A 14,680-nucleotide genomic window follows, 5' to 3' on the forward strand; every position below is an offset into this window, starting at 1 on the left:
AAATCCGGTTATGCAAAGCTGTCTCAGAACGCATGTGATATGCGCTCCGCATGATTCATTGCTGCATGGTGGGGAAGCGGCGTGGTTCCCTTATTAAACGCCGGTTCCGCAATCTGTCAGAGCAAAGCATTTTTTGTACGCATGCTTTTTTGCTGCTGTGACTTCAGCATGACAGATTTTTACGGAAGGTCAAATTTTTTATCAGATGGTCAAAATATGACAATAATACTCATAAAATAGAGTTATCCTGCCGGACTGTTTTTGCTGCTTCTTCTCCGATACTGGCGAAAAAGCGGTCAGCGATTTTGCGCGCTGCATTGCCAAGCAATTTGGTGCCGAGCTGGGCAATCTTGCCGCCTGCATCACCGTTAATAGTGTAGCGCAGGAGCGTAACATCAGGGCTTTCTTCGATCAGTTCCACATCGGCGCTGCCCGTGGCAAATCCGGCAATAGAGCCCTGACCTTCACCGCTGATGGTGTAGGAAAACGGTGGGTTAAGATTGGAGAGGATCAGCAAGCCGTGAAAACGAATTTTGATAATGCCGAGATTAACCCGTATTGCCGCCTGAATATCGGTATCGGAGAGGCGTTCCAGTGTCTCGCAGCCCGGAATACAGGGCTTGAGCATGTCCACATCATTCATGGCATTCCATACGGCTTGTCTGGGCGCATTGATGCGTTCTTCACCGGTCAGATCCATATTTATCCTTTAAATTTTCCCTCTTGCCGAGGGGGCTTGCAGTACAGGCAGAATTAAGTGCAGACTGCATTCCTGATCATGATATCGGTTTTAATCACAAGAAAACAACGACTGAATTTTGTTTTTATTTATCATGCCCTTAAAACACTTCAATCGGTTCATAATTATAGTGTTATAGGTTGTGACTTGAGAAGCGGTTATTCCTCATTAGAGCGCCGTGTGCCATGCTTGGCACACAAAGGTCGCTCTAACAGTTTAAAATCAGAGCATAATTTCACCTTAAACTGATCCAAGTTTATGGAATTATGCTCTAGGGAGAGATTAGCATGGCAGGGAATGAAGCGGGTATTGCAGCAGGTGTGCGTGCACTGAAAGCGCATTGGCAGACAGTAGCCACGCAGCAGAATATGCGTACAGCTTTTGCTAATGACCCGCAGCGATTTCAGCGGTTTTCCCTTAAAATGGATGATCTTTTGCTCGACTGGTCAAAATGCCGGATCAATGATGAGACAATGGCATTGCTCAAAGAGCTGGCTGTGGCATGCGATGTTGAAGGGCAGCGCGATGCAATGTTTGCCGGTGAGCCGATTAATAACACAGAGAATCGCGCCGTTCTGCATGTAGCTCTGCGCGCAAAACCGGATGATGTGATTGTCACCGGCGGGGAAAATGTGGTGCCGGAGGTGCAGGAGGTTCTGCACCGTATGAGCCTTTTCAGTGAGGCAATTCGTTCCGGTGATTTGGCGGGCGCAACAGGGCGCAGTATTACAGATGTGGTCAATATTGGTATCGGCGGCTCTGATCTCGGACCAGTGATGGCAACGCTGGCACTCACGCCTTATCATGACGGGCCGAATACGCATTTTGTTTCCAATATTGATCCGTCGCATATTGCCGATACGCTGCGTGATCTTGATCCGGAAACCACGCTGATCATTATTGCGTCGAAAACCTTCACCACGATTGAGACCATGACCAATGCTAAAACCGCCCGTCAATGGGTGGCGGATGCTTTGGGTGAGGAGGCCGTCGGCGCTCATTTTGTGGCGGTATCCACGGCGCTTGATAAGGTGGCGGCTTTTGGTATTCAGCCGGAACGTGTTTTCGGTTTCTGGGATTGGGTCGGCGGTCGCTATTCCGTCTGGTCATCCATCGGTCTGCCTGTGATGTTGGCGATTGGCGCACAGCGTTTTAAAGAATTTCTTGCCGGTGCGCATGTTATGGACGAGCATTTCCGCTCAGCACCATTTGAGAAAAACCTGCCGATGATGCTGGGTGTGATCGGTTATTGGCACCGTGATATTTGCGGCTTTAACAGCCGTGCGATTATTCCTTACGATCAGCATCTGGCGCGTCTGCCTGCTTATTTCCAGCAGCTGGACATGGAATCCAATGGCAAAAGCGTGAAGCGTGATGGCACGCCGGTTTCTGGCGCAACCGGTCCTGTGGTCTGGGGCGAACCCGGCACCAATGGTCAGCATGCATTTTTCCAGCTGTTGCATCAGGGCACAGATACGATTCCGTTGGAATTCATGATTGCTGTGCATAGCCATGAAACGGAACTACCGGAGCAGCACCAGATGTTGCTGGCCAATTGTCTGGCCCAGAGCGAGGCTCTGATGAAAGGCCGCACGCTGGAGGAGGCGCAGGCACAGTTGCGTGCGCGCAAAATGCCGGAAGCAGATGTGGCACGGATTGCTCCGCATCGCGTGTTCTCCGGTAATCGTCCGTCGATTACGATTATCTATGACAAGCTGACACCTTTTGCGCTTGGCCGTCTGATTGCCCTGTATGAGCATCGTGTTTTTGTTGAAGCACAACTCTTCGGTATCAATGCATTTGATCAGTGGGGCGTTGAGCTTGGCAAAGAGCTGGCAACCGAATTGCTGGATGTGGTGAGCGGTAAACAGAGCGCTGATAATCGCGATGCCTCAACACAAGGTCTGATCGCGCATCTGCGCCAGTCTCTCTGAGGTTTCCGACTTTCTCCGAAGACTAGTTTTGTTCTATCCCTTTGTTTTTGCTTATTTCGTTTGGAAGTGCGTGACAATTTATTGGGATTGGTGTTCAGTGCTGAGATTGAAGCAATGGTCGCGTGTTGTGAGGGCAGCAGCGATACAGAACTTATCAGAGATAAATCTTGTAATGATGGCCGGAGCCTATGGCTGCGGCGTAATGGAAGAGTTTGGGTGGAGCAGCAATGAAAACGGATCGGATACAGTTTGCCGGTGATGTGCCGGGCATTCAGGTGGAAATGCGCGTCCTGCGGTTTGCCGGGACAAACGCAACAGCGCCAACGGCATATTTGCAATCGTCTTTGCATGGTGCTGAATTGCCGGGGCAGGCGGCGCTGCATTTTCTGATTCCGATGTTGCAAAAAGCTGCTGATGAAGGACGGATTAAAGGTGATATCACGCTTGTGCCGCAGGCCAATCCGGTGGCTTCCAATCAGTGGCAGAGCCATCAGCATCTCGGCCGGTTCGACTTTTTCTCCGGTGTGAATTTCAACCGCAATTTCCCGTTGCTCGAAGATTTTGACACGTCTGCATTGCCGCAGCCTGATGCACCGGTTTCACTGGATAAACGCATCAAGGCGATGCTGGTTCGTCTGGCGTTGAAGCATGAGATCGTGCTCGATCTGCATTGTGATGATGAGAGCGAAAATTATCTCTATGTGCATGAGGATTATGCGGAAGATCTGCGCGATCTGGCAACGGCGCTGCGTTCAACGGCCATTCTTGCGGGTGATTCAACTGTCAGTGCTGCTTTTGAAGAAGCTTGCGTTAATCCGCTGCTGCACATGAAAGCGACGGATCGCGACATGCGCCGCCGCGCTGTGACAACGGTTGAATTCCGCGGTCTCAATGATGTTAATCCGGCAACCGGTCTGGCTGATGCAGAAGGGCTTTACCGCTTCCTCGTGCATCGCGGCGTTGTGGTTGATGCTTCCAGTCAGTTGGGTGAACCGTTCAACGGGCCGATTGCACCTTTCTCCCGCGTGGAAATGATCCGTGCACCGCAAGGCGGTATGGTGCTGTATCATGTGGCACTAGGCGATATTGTTAAAAAAGACGACCTTTTGGCTGTGATTGTGCCCGTTCCGGGCGAGCCGGAATATGATATTAAACTATACGCACCGCAGGCCGGACGCGTTTTAACGCATCGCAGTTTGCGCTATTTGCGCCGCGGTGATGATGTGATGAAGCTGATCGGTGATGAGCCGTCAGTCCAAGCTAAACCTGCCGGTTCACTGGAGGCATAATGTCTGAAACTGTAGCAGTGCCGTCCGGCTCTGAAAAAGCAATCCGTGCTATTCTTTTTGACAAGGATGGCACGCTGGTTGATTTCAACAGGACCTGGTATTCCATTTCCTGTGAACTGGCCAGACGCTCTGCTGCCGGTGATGATGTGCTTGCAAAATCCCTGCTGGATGCCGGTGGTTATGATGCGGGGGCGGAAAAATTCCGCGCGAATTCTGTGATTGCCGCCGGTACAGTTGAAGATATTGTTGCGCTCTGGCATCCGCAGGATACGGATGCACAGCGCCGCGCACGCGTAGCGGAATATGATGTTTACGGCGTTGAAGAAGGTGCAAAACAGGCTGTTGCCGTTGAAGCCCTGAGCCAGACATTGCAGGCACTGAAACAGGCCGGTTTTATCTTAGGCATTGCCACCAATGATTCCGAGGCCGGTGCCCGTGCAACGGCAGAAGCTTTGGGGATCAGCAGTCTGTTCTCCGGTTTTATTGGCTATGACACGGCAGCGCGCGCCAAGCCTTATGCCGATCCGCTGTTGCATTTTGCGGAGGCGGTTGGCGTAGCACCGGAGCAGGTGGCCATGGTTGGCGACAATCCGCATGATATGGAATGTGCCAGAGCGGCTAAGGCCGGTCTGGCCGTCGGTGTGCTCACAGGAAACAGCCCGCGTGAGGTACTGGAACCGCTGGCGGATATTGTTTTGCCATCTATCGCGGATTTGCCGGCTTATCTGGCCGGGAAATAATTTCTGAGATCAAAAATGATAAAGGCCGGTAATTGCACCGGCCTTTTATTTTATTCAGGCATAACCTTGATTGTTATGTAGCCTTTATAAATCTGTACGAAAACCAGCGGGGTGCCGTTAATAATCGCAGCACTTGCTTCATCGCTGATACGGCTATTGGCAATCAATGTGCCGATCAAAGCGCGGTTTTCTTTAATGGCGAAAAAGTAATCGAGATTATCTTCATGGTCGCGGCGACCCAATGCATAAACATTGGCACGATCTTGCTGGATAATTCCTTCCACCTTTGTCAGGGGATTGCCTGATGAGTTGAAATGATCCTGCTTACTCAGTCTTGCATAATATGAATCAATCGACTTTTCCTGCGCAAAACCATTGTTACTAATCAGTAACGGGCAGAGCAGAGCCGCTGCGGATGCCAGCTTACTCAATCGGCTTCGGTTGTTTCTGTTCATATTGCTGTATTCCTGGTTGTCAGCCTCATCCGGCATAGAATGCGATAGCTTAGAGCATAATTTTAGTGTGTTAGAGCGACCTTAGCGTACCAAGTCTTGCACACGGCGCTCTAATCATTTGAGCTGCACCGTTGGCAGTCCGTTGGCAATCCAAGCCTCAAGTCCCCCGCGATACCAATAGGTAGGCCAGCCCAGAGTGCTTGTTCGCAGAGCCGCATTATAGGACGAGCGTTCATTCATGCTCTGGCCGAAAAACACCACGGCAAAATCGCGTTGCCCTTTGGTTTTGTCCATCAGCCATTGATCAAGAGCGGTTTGGAAGCGGTCTGTCGTACTGCCATCCGTACCGGCATCGGCCAAAGAATAAGCCTCCGGCAGCGTTTCCCGTGAGCCGCTGGTATCGATGAGAATAACGTTTTTCTCGGTCTTCAGCAGGTCAACCAGATCAACGGTTTTAATCACTTTTGCTTTTTTGATATAATTCGGTGTTGCGCCTTTATAAGGAGCGGGGAATAACCGAACTGTCGAAGGAATCCCCAGTTCTTCCAGTTCATCAAAGCGGCCGGTTGCGGGCGCTGTCGTTTGGGCAGGAGGGGCGCTGCCGGTATCATTGCCGCCTGTGGTGGCAACAGGTGTTGTGCCGGTTTCGGGCGCCGCTATATTGCCGCCGACGGTTTTCATCTCAATGTCAGAGATCATCACGGCCAGATGCTCAATCAGATCATAGCACATGGTAACAGAACCTTCGCTCGGGCTGTACCATGCATTGAGCTGGCCACAATCTTTAAAGGTGATCTGCAGCGGGCGGGGCAATACATAAGTTTGACCAAGGCGCTTGATATAGCCTTTAAGGCCGCCTGAGAGGTGGTTTGCCAAAAGATTACCGACGCGTCTCTGCGATGGCTCAAAGGCGATGCTAATTTCAGCGCCGGGCGCATTTGCAGGCAGTTCACCATCCGGATGCCATGAATCGACACGGGTATGCGGCGCTAAAATCCGGCGCCATGCACGGTTTTGCTTGTTAAACTCATCACCACAGCGGGCTTTGGTACGTTCTTCCAGTCCCACGCTTTGGGCAACGGATTCAAACACGCCCGGATTGCCGCCATACATGATGCAGAACATGTTGCGGAAGCGTTTAAGATCTGCGGTATGTTCATCCTGCCAAGGGGAGGAGCCTGCGCCTTTCATTTCTGACAATTTGCCGCTGTAATACCATTGCAGAGCGGCGTAAGTGGCAGCGCCGTTGGCAATGTCATTCACTTCTTTATTGCTGTCCGGATACATTGTCGGCTCGACAATTTGTAATGCAGCATAAACATCAACGGCATCTTCTTCAGGGCCGGTGGACGGTAATTGCAATTCACCAATCAGAGCATGACCGAATTCATGCATCAGGATACTTTGTACCAACCCCATATAAACGGAAATCAGACGCACTGTGTCATTGCCAAATTCAGGCAGTGGCCCTGCACCTGGCGTGGAGTTATCCACGCCAGAACCAGAACCAGAACCGGAACCGGAAGCCGGTGTGGTTTGAGCGGTGCCGCCGGTCTCTGTGCGAGGCGGTAATTGTGTGTTCAGATTGGAATCAATATTAAAGCCGGTAATCGCAAATGTACCGATATCATAAGCCATGATACCGATTTCAGAACCGAGAGCAGGGATGTCGCTGATCTCACCGACTTTCTGGTCATTGAAGAGGAAACGGGCAGCGCCCGGTACTTCGATAATTTTTACGATATCTGAGCCGTCAAGTTTGGCGAGATTAGGAACGGACGCAATATTGTGACGTTTTTCGCCCTCAGTACAAAACAGGTTAACTGTTTTATTGGCTGAAATCTCCAGAAGGCAAATGCTCTTTTGGGCGCGATTACTGAGGGTAACGCCGACCGAGGCATTGGGCTTATCAGAATAAACCCCAAGTGCTGCGCTGGTGATACGGCCGGATTCCGGCGGCACACCGACATGTACCGAAAGCGATTGCTCACTTTGGCTGACTGTGAAATTTTGCAGCATGAACCAGCCGTCCTGCTGTTTTGCATTCCAGCCTTTGAGGAGCTGGCTTTTTACCGTATCCGCGAGCGGGCCAAGCTGTTTTTCAAACTCTGCATGTGCAGAAGACCCCAAAAGCACCAGAGAAACGAAGACAGCAGCGCCGCGTAAGAACATTTCTATTTTCCTGTTATCTCAATTTCGGGGGGCTTCTTATCAAGTGAAGCAGAACAACCGCTTTGCCTTATTGCTCAGATGCTGTTTTGGACGAAACCGGTTCCCGTTTTTAAAATAAATTTCGCTATACAGAAAGATAGTAATATCCGGATATTTGTTAATTTGCCTCGGTTTAATTGCAGCAGCGAGACCGGAAGGTGATTGACAGGCGTTCAGTGTTGCTCATCGGAAACATATTTCCGAAGTTACATGCTCAACCTTAGTGCGCCTGATGGGGCGCTGCGCTCGAATGCCGGCAAAACAGGTTTTACCGGCATTCGTTTACAGAAATGGCTTATCTCGATGACAGCTATCGGAGATAAGATAGGTTACCGCAATTCGCGGCGCAGAATCTTACCGACATTGCTTTTCGGCAGACTGTCACGGAACTCAATCATACGCGGACGTTTATAATTGGTTAGGCGCTCAGAACAGAAAGCTTTCAAGGCCTCTTCTGTCAGTTCCGGATCGCGACGTACAACATAGAGTTTGACCACCTCGCCGGAATGTTCATTGGCGATGCCGATGGCTGCCGCTTCCACCACTCCCGGATGTTCGGCAGCAACTTCTTCAATCTCATTCGGATAGACATTGAAGCCGGAGACAAGGATCATATCTTTTTTGCGGTCAACAATTTTGGTGAAACCGCGTTCATTCATGAAGCCCATATCACCAGTCCGGAAGAAGCTGTCAGCGAAAACGGCTTTGGAGGTTTCGTCCGGCCGGTTCCAATAGCCTTTCATGACCTGAGGGCCGCGAACACAAATCTCACCTACATCCCCCAGTGGTACATTATGGCCATCATCATCGCGGATCGCGACGTCAGAACCGGGAATCGGCAGGCCGATTGTGCCTGAAAATTCCGTGGCATTGAGCACATTGGCGGTGGCAACCGGCGAGGTTTCAGACAGACCATAGCCTTCTGTAATCAGGCATCCGGTCATTTTCTCCCAGCGCTCAGCTACAGGTCGTTGAACGGCCATACCGCCGCCAAGAGTGAAGATCAGCGGTTTGAAATCAAGTTTACGGAAATCCGCATTTTCCATCAGGGCATTGAACAAGGTATTGAGTCCGGGGAAAATATGGAACGGCGCTTTTTGCAGGTCTTTTACAAAAGCCGGAATATCACGCGGGTTAGGGATCAGCACATTGCACGCACCTTGCTGGATACCCATCATCGCATTCACGGTCAGCGCGAAGATATGATAGAGTGGTAAAGCGCAGACATAATTGATGTTTTCAGGGCGACCCTTGACCTGAAATGCAACGTCGAGCCACAGGCGCATCTGCTCCACATTGGCAATAATATTGCTATGCATCAACATGGCACCCTTGGAGATGCCGGTTGTGCCGCCGGTATATTGCAGGAAGGCCAGATCATCAGGTGCAATGCTGACCGGTTTGAAACTCTGTTTTGCACCCGCAGCCAGTGCGGATTTGAAGCTGCTATATGCCGGAATATTCCATGCAGGCACCATCTTCTTGACACGACGCACAACGAAATTGATCACTGCGCCTTTGAGCCCGTACATATCGCCCATGGTGGCGACCAGCACATGCTTGACAGGAGAGTTCGGCAGGACTTTTTGCAGTGTATGGGCAAAATTCTCAAGAATGATGATCGCTTTAGCACCGGCATCATTCAGCTGATGTTCGAGCTCGCGCGGTGTGTAGAGCGGGTTGACGTTTACAACCACCAGACCGGCACGTAAAATTGCAGTAATTGCTACAGGATATTGCAGTACATTCGGCATCATCACGGCAACGCGGTCGCCTTTAACCAGTCCGCGTGATTGCAGCCATGCAGCCAGTGCTTCGGATTTTTCATCCAGTTCCCGATAAGACAGGGATTTGTCCATGCAGGTGAAAGCAGGGCGGTCTGCATATTTCTTGCAGGAGGTGTGGATCAAATCCGCAATCGACTGATAGGGAGACGGCTCCAGCGTGTGGGCTACCCCTTGCGGATAACTGTTGAGCCATGGTTTTGCATCATAAGGGCTGACAGTGACAACCGATTTGGCTGCTGGTGCTGTAGCTTTTGTTGCGGATACAGGCTTTTTCTTCTCCGCACTCACGGCTTTGGTTGCCGGTTTAACGCTGGCAGTTTCAGGTGCAGATTTTGGCTTTGCCGCTTTCACCGGCTTTGCGGCAGTAGCTTTAGCTTTTTCCGCCGGTTTTGCTGTTGCTGCTTTTGCAGGCTTTTTCGCTTCTTTTAACGCAACGACAGGCTTATCAGTCGCTTGCGTTTTGACAGTCTTTTTAGCCGGAGATTTCTTGACCGTAGCAGCCGCCTTTGTTGCGACCTCTGCCACCCCAGACTTCACGGCTACAACCGGAGCTGTTTCTTTTTTAACGGTAGTCTTCGTGGTTTTTGTAGCCGGAGTACTCTTTACAGCCGTTTCTTTAACCAGTTTTGCAGCGGCAGGTTTTGCCGTTGCTGTCGCGGTTTTCTTAACTGCGCTTTTTGGTGCAGCGGTTTTGGCATTCGCATCACTTGAACGTGTCATTCTGCCTCCCAGAATTCCTGTTGTGTCGGCATATGCCACCGGAATGTTTCCGGTTTACCGGTCTTCCTCGCTAAGACCGCTCTGCCAACAACTTAAACAAGATTATGCCGATATCAACATCCGGCACAAGGTTTCCATTGACGTAAACGTAAATTTTTTATCAGGCTGTGTATTTGCTTAAACCGCAGGTAATAAATGTAATGCTGTAAGGCAAAGAACTGCCTGCTGTCTTATAATGTGTTGCTGGCAATATTATTCCTGTCGAAGTCATTGTGTGAAACAACAAACCTGTAAGCCCCCTATAAAAGTAAAAAATCTCAGTTTAATTGCGTTGTGCTAAAATAATATGTCTTCTGATTTAGAGCGTAATCCCTTAAATTTGGATCAGTTAAGCAAAGAATTATGCTCTGATTTTACTGTGTTAGAGCTATCTTTGTTTGCCAAGTCTGGCACACGCCGCTCTAGTGATAAAACACTATGCATATATGAACTTTAATCAAAGTGACTGACTTGATAAAATCGCAGATATATCGGGTCTTACACAGCATTATGAGCTGTAAAGGAGCCCATAGCAATGCGATTTGCAAATGTATTTCCGTCCGTTTTACAACTTATTGGCCGCACACCTCTCGTTGAACTCAGTGGGTTTGATACAGGGAAGTGCCGGTTATTTGCAAAGCTGGAGAGCCAAAATCCGTCTGGTTCCATTAAAGACCGGGTTGCACTCAGTATTATTTCTGCGGCCGAACAATCTGGTCAATTGCGCGCTGGCGGTACGATCGTGGAGGCCACCGCCGGTAATACCGGCCTTGGGCTGGCGCAGGTCGCTGCTCTGCGTGGTTATCACTTGATTCTCGCTATTCCCGATAAAATGTCAAAAGAGAAAATCCGGCATTTACGCGCATTGGGAGCGGATGTCCGGCTGACCCGCTGTGATGTGGGGAAAGACCATCCTGATCATTATCAGAATGTGGCGCGCCGTATTGCCGAGGAAATACCGGAGGCATTTTTTGCCGACCAATTCTCCAATCCGGCAAATCCGCAGGCACACGAGACAACAACGGGACCGGAGATTTGGGAGCAGACAGATCATGCAGTCGATGCCGTGATTGTCGGTGCCGGTTCCGGTGGAACACTGACCGGACTTGGTCGTTATTTTCGCGCTGTCTCTCCGCAAACCCAGATTATTCTGGCTGATCCAGAAGGGTCAGTGCTAGCGCCTTTTATCAGGACAGGGCGGATTGGGCAGGCAGGAGAATGGTCTGTTGAGGGGATTGGGCAGGATTACATTCCTGAGAATGCTGATCTTTCTTTTGTCAGTCGTGCCTATACGATCTCCGACCGGCAATCCATTCAGGCTGCCCGTGATTTATTGTTGCGTGAGGGGATTTTAGCCGGAACATCATCCGGTACCTTGCTGGCGGCGGCACTGCATTATTGCCGTGAACAGACTGAGCCCAAAAATGTTGTGACACTGATTTGCGACAGCGGTTCCAAATATTTATCGAAGATATTTGATGATAACTGGCTGCGTGAGCGGCATTTGTCGGAGCGCATTACTCAGGGCAATCTGGAGGATCTGATTTCGCGGCGTCATCAGGATGGTGCGGTAGAGGTGACCGCACCGGATGAAAATCTGCTGGATGCTTACGGACGGATGCGGCGCAATGCAGTATCGCAATTGCCGGTGCTGGATGGTGGCAAGCTTGTTGGCATTATTGATGAAAGTGACATTCTGAAAGTGGTCGAAGGACCGCCGGAAGGGCGCTGGTCGCGCTTTGCCGCACAGGTCTCTACGGCCATGACAGCGCAGCCACGTGTGTTGCAGGTTGATGCGCCTTTGAGTGCATTGCAGAGTTTTTTCGACAGGGATGAAGTGGCATTGATTGTTGACGGTGATGACTTTATCGGCCTGATTACGCGCATCGATCTGATTAATCATCTGCGTTACACGGGTTAAACAGGCATAAAAAAAACGGCCATATGCTGCAAGGTGCATATGGCCGTTTCAGCTTTTTCCGGTCAGTATCAGCTTAATGCAAGCCGCATATTCATACGATGACGGTACAGTTGTGTACCGGAAGTACAAGAGCAGCGCTAAGCTCATCTTTTCTTGGCGTTGTTGTGGAGATCCAACTGCCGGAAAATGCTTATTTGAACTGAGTTTGTTTCCGGTATTTCTTAGCCTAAAGCTGCAATCAGGCTTGTTGAGATTGCCCAGATAAGAAATGCGGCGGGAACAGCCAGACCGGCAAGAAAGATCCCGAGAAAAACAAATGCCGCTTCATCTGTGCGGTTTTTCATCTGATCGGCAGGCTTTTGCCAAAGAGCGGGTACACCATCATACATTGCAGGTCTCCTCCGATATAGTCTTAATGAATTTATTATGATCCGAATGTGAAATACTGCAATACTGAATATAAAAAGATTTGAATTGCACGAAAATGATGGTATTAGCTATCTTGTTGTGAGTTTGAATTTGAATTTTGAAATATTTTCTACAGAATCTGATTGATTTTTTTAATTTAAGTCTATGATATTTATAAATTTTTCTTTTATACTGTAGATTCTGAAGTATCTGTAATTTCAATAAATGCTGAATGTCTCGAAAAATATGAGATTTCTGTATGGATTGTCGTTGAGATAACCCGACAAATTTAAGCAAAATCGGTGTCTGTTGAGTCGGGCAAATCACACGCACTTTGCTGCAGCGCACATGACTTCTTTGATCCCATGATCGTGATGGAATCCATAAGACGGATGGCTGCCTTGCAATGCTGCATAACTGTTATGCATTATTGTTTATTGTCGGTTTTTTTATCTGCCGTTATATGTCTGTCCATCGGGTTCGTTCTCCTCCTCCCAATTGAGCCCGATGACGGAATGCGGCACTCCTCCTCCCAGCCGCATCCATGATCAGGCCGCGCATCTCCTCCCCCGCGCGGCCTTTTTCTTTTCTCCCGAGACTTTTTTGATATTGCGGTGCTCTCTGTCTTTCAGACGAAAGCATATTCAATTTTGTTTGAATTTTTGCTGAGCCCTGTTTGATTTTGGTCAATGCAGTGTAAGAGTGCACTGCCTGATCTGATGTTGCTGACAGAGCTTTGTTTGCGATCTGACGGTCAAATCTGTTTACTCCCTGCCATTTGTTCATTGCCTATGAAGGATATAAAAGTGAAGCAGCGCGATAGTTCGGTATTTCTGAATTCCTATTCCGGTTTTCTGTTTGATATGGACGGTACTCTGGTCAATTCCATTCCGGTTGTGGAGCGGATTTGGCTGGAATGGGCAGCTGAGCACGGCATTGACGGACAGGAATTGCTGAAACAGGTGCATGGTATCCGCGTTGTTGATGTGATCAAAATGCTGAACATGCCGCATCTTGATCCGGACGCGATTGCAGCAGTGTTTCTTGCTGAAGAAATGCAGGACTTCGCCGGTATCCGCGCTATTGCCGGTGCAAAAGATTTTATAGCCAGCCTGCCTGCAGACCGTTGGACAATTGTCACCTCAGCGCCGCGTGAACTGGCGGAAGCCCGTTTGGCCGCCGCCGGTCTTCCGGTGCCGGAAACGATTGTCGTGGCTGAGGATGTTACAGCCGGTAAACCTGACCCGTCCGGCTATCGTCTGGGCGCACAGCGTCTTGGCTTTGATGCTGCCGATTGTCTGGTGTTTGAAGATGCGCCAGCCGGTATTGCAGCAGGGCAGGCGGCAGATGCGCAGGTCGTGGTTATTACTGAAACGCACAGCCATCCGGTGACCGGTGGTAATGTAGACTTTCGTGATTTTACTAATTTGGGTCTGATGCAGGATAGCGACGGGCGTTTGCGTCTTAGTGTTGGCTAAAAGCTTATTAGTCAGGCCTTGCGATAGGCCTGAATAATCTCTGCCAAAATAGCTATGGCAATTTCTGCCGGTTCCTGTGCGCTGATCGCAAGGCCGATTGGCGCGCAGATGCGCTCTAAAGTTCCTGCCTCAAAACCAGTTGCGGTTAAACGCTCCAGACGTTTGGCATGAGTTTTACGACTGCCTAAAGCGCCGATATAGAAGCAATCGCTTTTCAGCGCGGCATTGAGCGCCGGATCGTCGAGATGCGGAATATGGCTGAGCGCGACAATGGCCGTAAAACTATCCGGTTGATTGGTTTTGAAAAATTCCTCCGGCCAAATTTCATGTAAATTGACGGACGGAAAGCGTTCCGCTGTCGCAAAACCGCTGCGCGGATCAATTATGCTCAGATCGTAGCCGGTTATTCGAGCCATTTGTGCCAGCGCCTGAGCGATATGAACAGCACCGATCACCATAATATGGGGTTGCGGCCGGTAAGTCTGAATAAATCCGCTCTCGTCCAGTTGTGTGATCCTGGCATTATCCGGTGCAGGGATCAGCGCGATTTGTCCGGTTGTTAAATCCGTATGGCTGGTAATGCGCTGACGTGTAATCTGCGCCTGTACGATTTGTATCACCACGTCATGTATCGCTGCATCATAGGGCGCAATCAGCAACCGGATCGTGCCGCCGCAGGATAATCCCGCAGACCATGCCGTTTCATCGCTGATACCAAAAGACAAATCACGCGCTTGTCCCTTTGTTAGCACTTCAACGGCTTGAGCAATCACTTCCGCTTCAATGCAGCCGCCGGAGACTGAGCCTTCAAAATTACCCTGATTGTCACAGATCAGATGGCTGCCCGCAGGGCGTGGAGCAGAGCCCCAGACGGAAAGAACTGTCACCAGAGCCAGTTTACGCCCTTGTTCAAACCAGTTTTGTGCATGATGCAGCGGGGTGGTGGCATGGTTTTCCAT

Annotated in this window: 12 protein-coding genes; 6 read left to right on the forward strand and 6 right to left on the reverse strand. The window is 50.0% G+C overall.

Annotated features, from left to right (window positions below; genetic code table 11):
- Positions 1–229 precede the first annotated feature (229 nt).
- The gene (locus QUF18_RS02455) at positions 230–700 is read right to left on the reverse strand and encodes an SRPBCC family protein (RefSeq protein WP_289384926.1); all 471 of its coding nucleotides are present in this window, start codon (positions 698–700) and stop codon (positions 230–232) included.
- 326 nt (positions 701–1,026) lie between these two features.
- On the opposite strand from QUF18_RS02455, the gene pgi reads away from it, so the two are divergent.
- From pgi to QUF18_RS02470, 3 genes are all read left to right on the forward strand, one after another.
- Positions 1,027–2,673 (forward strand): glucose-6-phosphate isomerase, encoded by a 1,647-nt coding sequence (gene pgi / locus QUF18_RS02460; protein ID WP_289384928.1) that lies wholly within the window; start codon positions 1,027–1,029, stop codon positions 2,671–2,673.
- A gap of 227 nt (positions 2,674–2,900) precedes the next feature.
- Positions 2,901–3,962: a succinylglutamate desuccinylase/aspartoacylase family protein gene (locus tag QUF18_RS02465; RefSeq protein ID WP_289384929.1), complete on the forward strand. Its 1,062-nt coding sequence runs from the start codon at positions 2,901–2,903 to the stop codon at positions 3,960–3,962.
- Positions 3,962–4,702: an HAD family hydrolase gene (locus QUF18_RS02470; RefSeq protein ID WP_289384930.1), complete on the forward strand. Its 741-nt coding sequence runs from the start codon at positions 3,962–3,964 to the stop codon at positions 4,700–4,702. Before QUF18_RS02465 ends, QUF18_RS02470 begins: the two co-directional genes overlap by 1 nt.
- Before the next feature lie 50 nt (positions 4,703–4,752).
- On the opposite strand, the gene QUF18_RS02475 is transcribed toward QUF18_RS02470, so the two are convergent.
- From QUF18_RS02475 to QUF18_RS02485, 3 genes are all read right to left on the reverse strand, one after another.
- Complete coding sequence (locus tag QUF18_RS02475) at positions 4,753–5,157, reverse strand: hypothetical protein (protein WP_289384932.1); 405 nt, start codon at positions 5,155–5,157, stop codon at positions 4,753–4,755.
- A gap of 114 nt (positions 5,158–5,271) precedes the next feature.
- On the reverse strand, positions 5,272–7,329 hold the full coding sequence (locus QUF18_RS02480; RefSeq protein ID WP_289384934.1) for a DUF4344 domain-containing metallopeptidase: 2,058 nt from the start codon (positions 7,327–7,329) through the stop codon (positions 5,272–5,274).
- Between the two features lie 368 nt (positions 7,330–7,697).
- Entirely contained in the window at positions 7,698–9,443 is a 1,746-nt protein-coding gene (locus QUF18_RS02485) for a long-chain-fatty-acid--CoA ligase (RefSeq protein ID WP_289384936.1), read from the reverse strand.
- On the opposite strand from QUF18_RS02485, the gene QUF18_RS02490 reads away from it, so the two are divergent.
- Complete coding sequence (locus QUF18_RS02490) at positions 9,385–10,056, forward strand: hypothetical protein (RefSeq protein WP_289384938.1); 672 nt, start codon at positions 9,385–9,387, stop codon at positions 10,054–10,056. The two genes, QUF18_RS02485 and QUF18_RS02490, sit on opposite strands and share 59 nt — an antisense overlap.
- Positions 10,057–10,449: 393 nt before the next feature.
- Positions 10,450–11,835 (forward strand): pyridoxal-phosphate dependent enzyme, encoded by a 1,386-nt coding sequence (locus QUF18_RS02495; protein ID WP_289384940.1) that lies wholly within the window; start codon positions 10,450–10,452, stop codon positions 11,833–11,835.
- 221 nt (positions 11,836–12,056) lie between these two features.
- On the opposite strand, the gene QUF18_RS02500 is transcribed toward QUF18_RS02495, so the two are convergent.
- Positions 12,057–12,224 carry a hypothetical protein gene (locus QUF18_RS02500; RefSeq protein WP_289384942.1) on the reverse strand — a complete coding sequence of 56 codons (168 nt, stop codon included), beginning with the start codon at positions 12,222–12,224 and terminating at the stop codon, positions 12,057–12,059.
- A gap of 825 nt (positions 12,225–13,049) precedes the next feature.
- On the opposite strand from QUF18_RS02500, the gene QUF18_RS02505 reads away from it, so the two are divergent.
- The gene (locus QUF18_RS02505; RefSeq protein ID WP_289384944.1) at positions 13,050–13,721 is read left to right on the forward strand and encodes an HAD-IA family hydrolase; all 672 of its coding nucleotides are present in this window, start codon (positions 13,050–13,052) and stop codon (positions 13,719–13,721) included.
- Positions 13,722–13,732: 11 nt separating this feature from the next.
- On the opposite strand, the gene QUF18_RS02510 is transcribed toward QUF18_RS02505, so the two are convergent.
- Positions 13,733–14,680, reverse strand: coding sequence for an XdhC family protein (locus QUF18_RS02510; protein WP_289384946.1), 948 nt, complete (start codon positions 14,678–14,680; stop codon positions 13,733–13,735).

Origin of the sequence: Pseudochrobactrum kiredjianiae (assembly GCF_030362795.1) — a bacterium.
Taxonomy (GTDB): Bacteria; Pseudomonadota; Alphaproteobacteria; order Rhizobiales; family Rhizobiaceae; genus Pseudochrobactrum; species Pseudochrobactrum kiredjianiae.

What these genes read in the sequence shown, in the direction of transcription:
- pgi (WP_289384928.1), top strand. Translation starts at nt 1,027, where the DNA reads ATGGCAGGGAATGAAGCGGGTATTGCAGCAGGTGTGCGTGCACTGAAA.
- QUF18_RS02495 (WP_289384940.1), top strand. Translation starts at nt 10,450, where the DNA reads ATGCGATTTGCAAATGTATTTCCGTCCGTTTTACAACTTATTGGCCGC.
- QUF18_RS02510 (WP_289384946.1), bottom strand. Translation starts at nt 14,680, where the DNA reads ATGGAAAACCATGCCACCACCCCGCTGCATCATGCACAAAACTGGTTT.
- QUF18_RS02475 (WP_289384932.1), bottom strand. Translation starts at nt 5,157, where the DNA reads ATGAACAGAAACAACCGAAGCCGATTGAGTAAGCTGGCATCCGCAGCG.
- QUF18_RS02465 (WP_289384929.1), top strand. Translation starts at nt 2,901, where the DNA reads ATGAAAACGGATCGGATACAGTTTGCCGGTGATGTGCCGGGCATTCAG.
- QUF18_RS02455 (WP_289384926.1), bottom strand. Translation starts at nt 700, where the DNA reads ATGGATCTGACCGGTGAAGAACGCATCAATGCGCCCAGACAAGCCGTA.
- QUF18_RS02480 (WP_289384934.1), bottom strand. Translation starts at nt 7,329, where the DNA reads ATGTTCTTACGCGGCGCTGCTGTCTTCGTTTCTCTGGTGCTTTTGGGG.
- QUF18_RS02500 (WP_289384942.1), bottom strand. Translation starts at nt 12,224, where the DNA reads ATGTATGATGGTGTACCCGCTCTTTGGCAAAAGCCTGCCGATCAGATG.
- QUF18_RS02470 (WP_289384930.1), top strand. Translation starts at nt 3,962, where the DNA reads ATGTCTGAAACTGTAGCAGTGCCGTCCGGCTCTGAAAAAGCAATCCGT.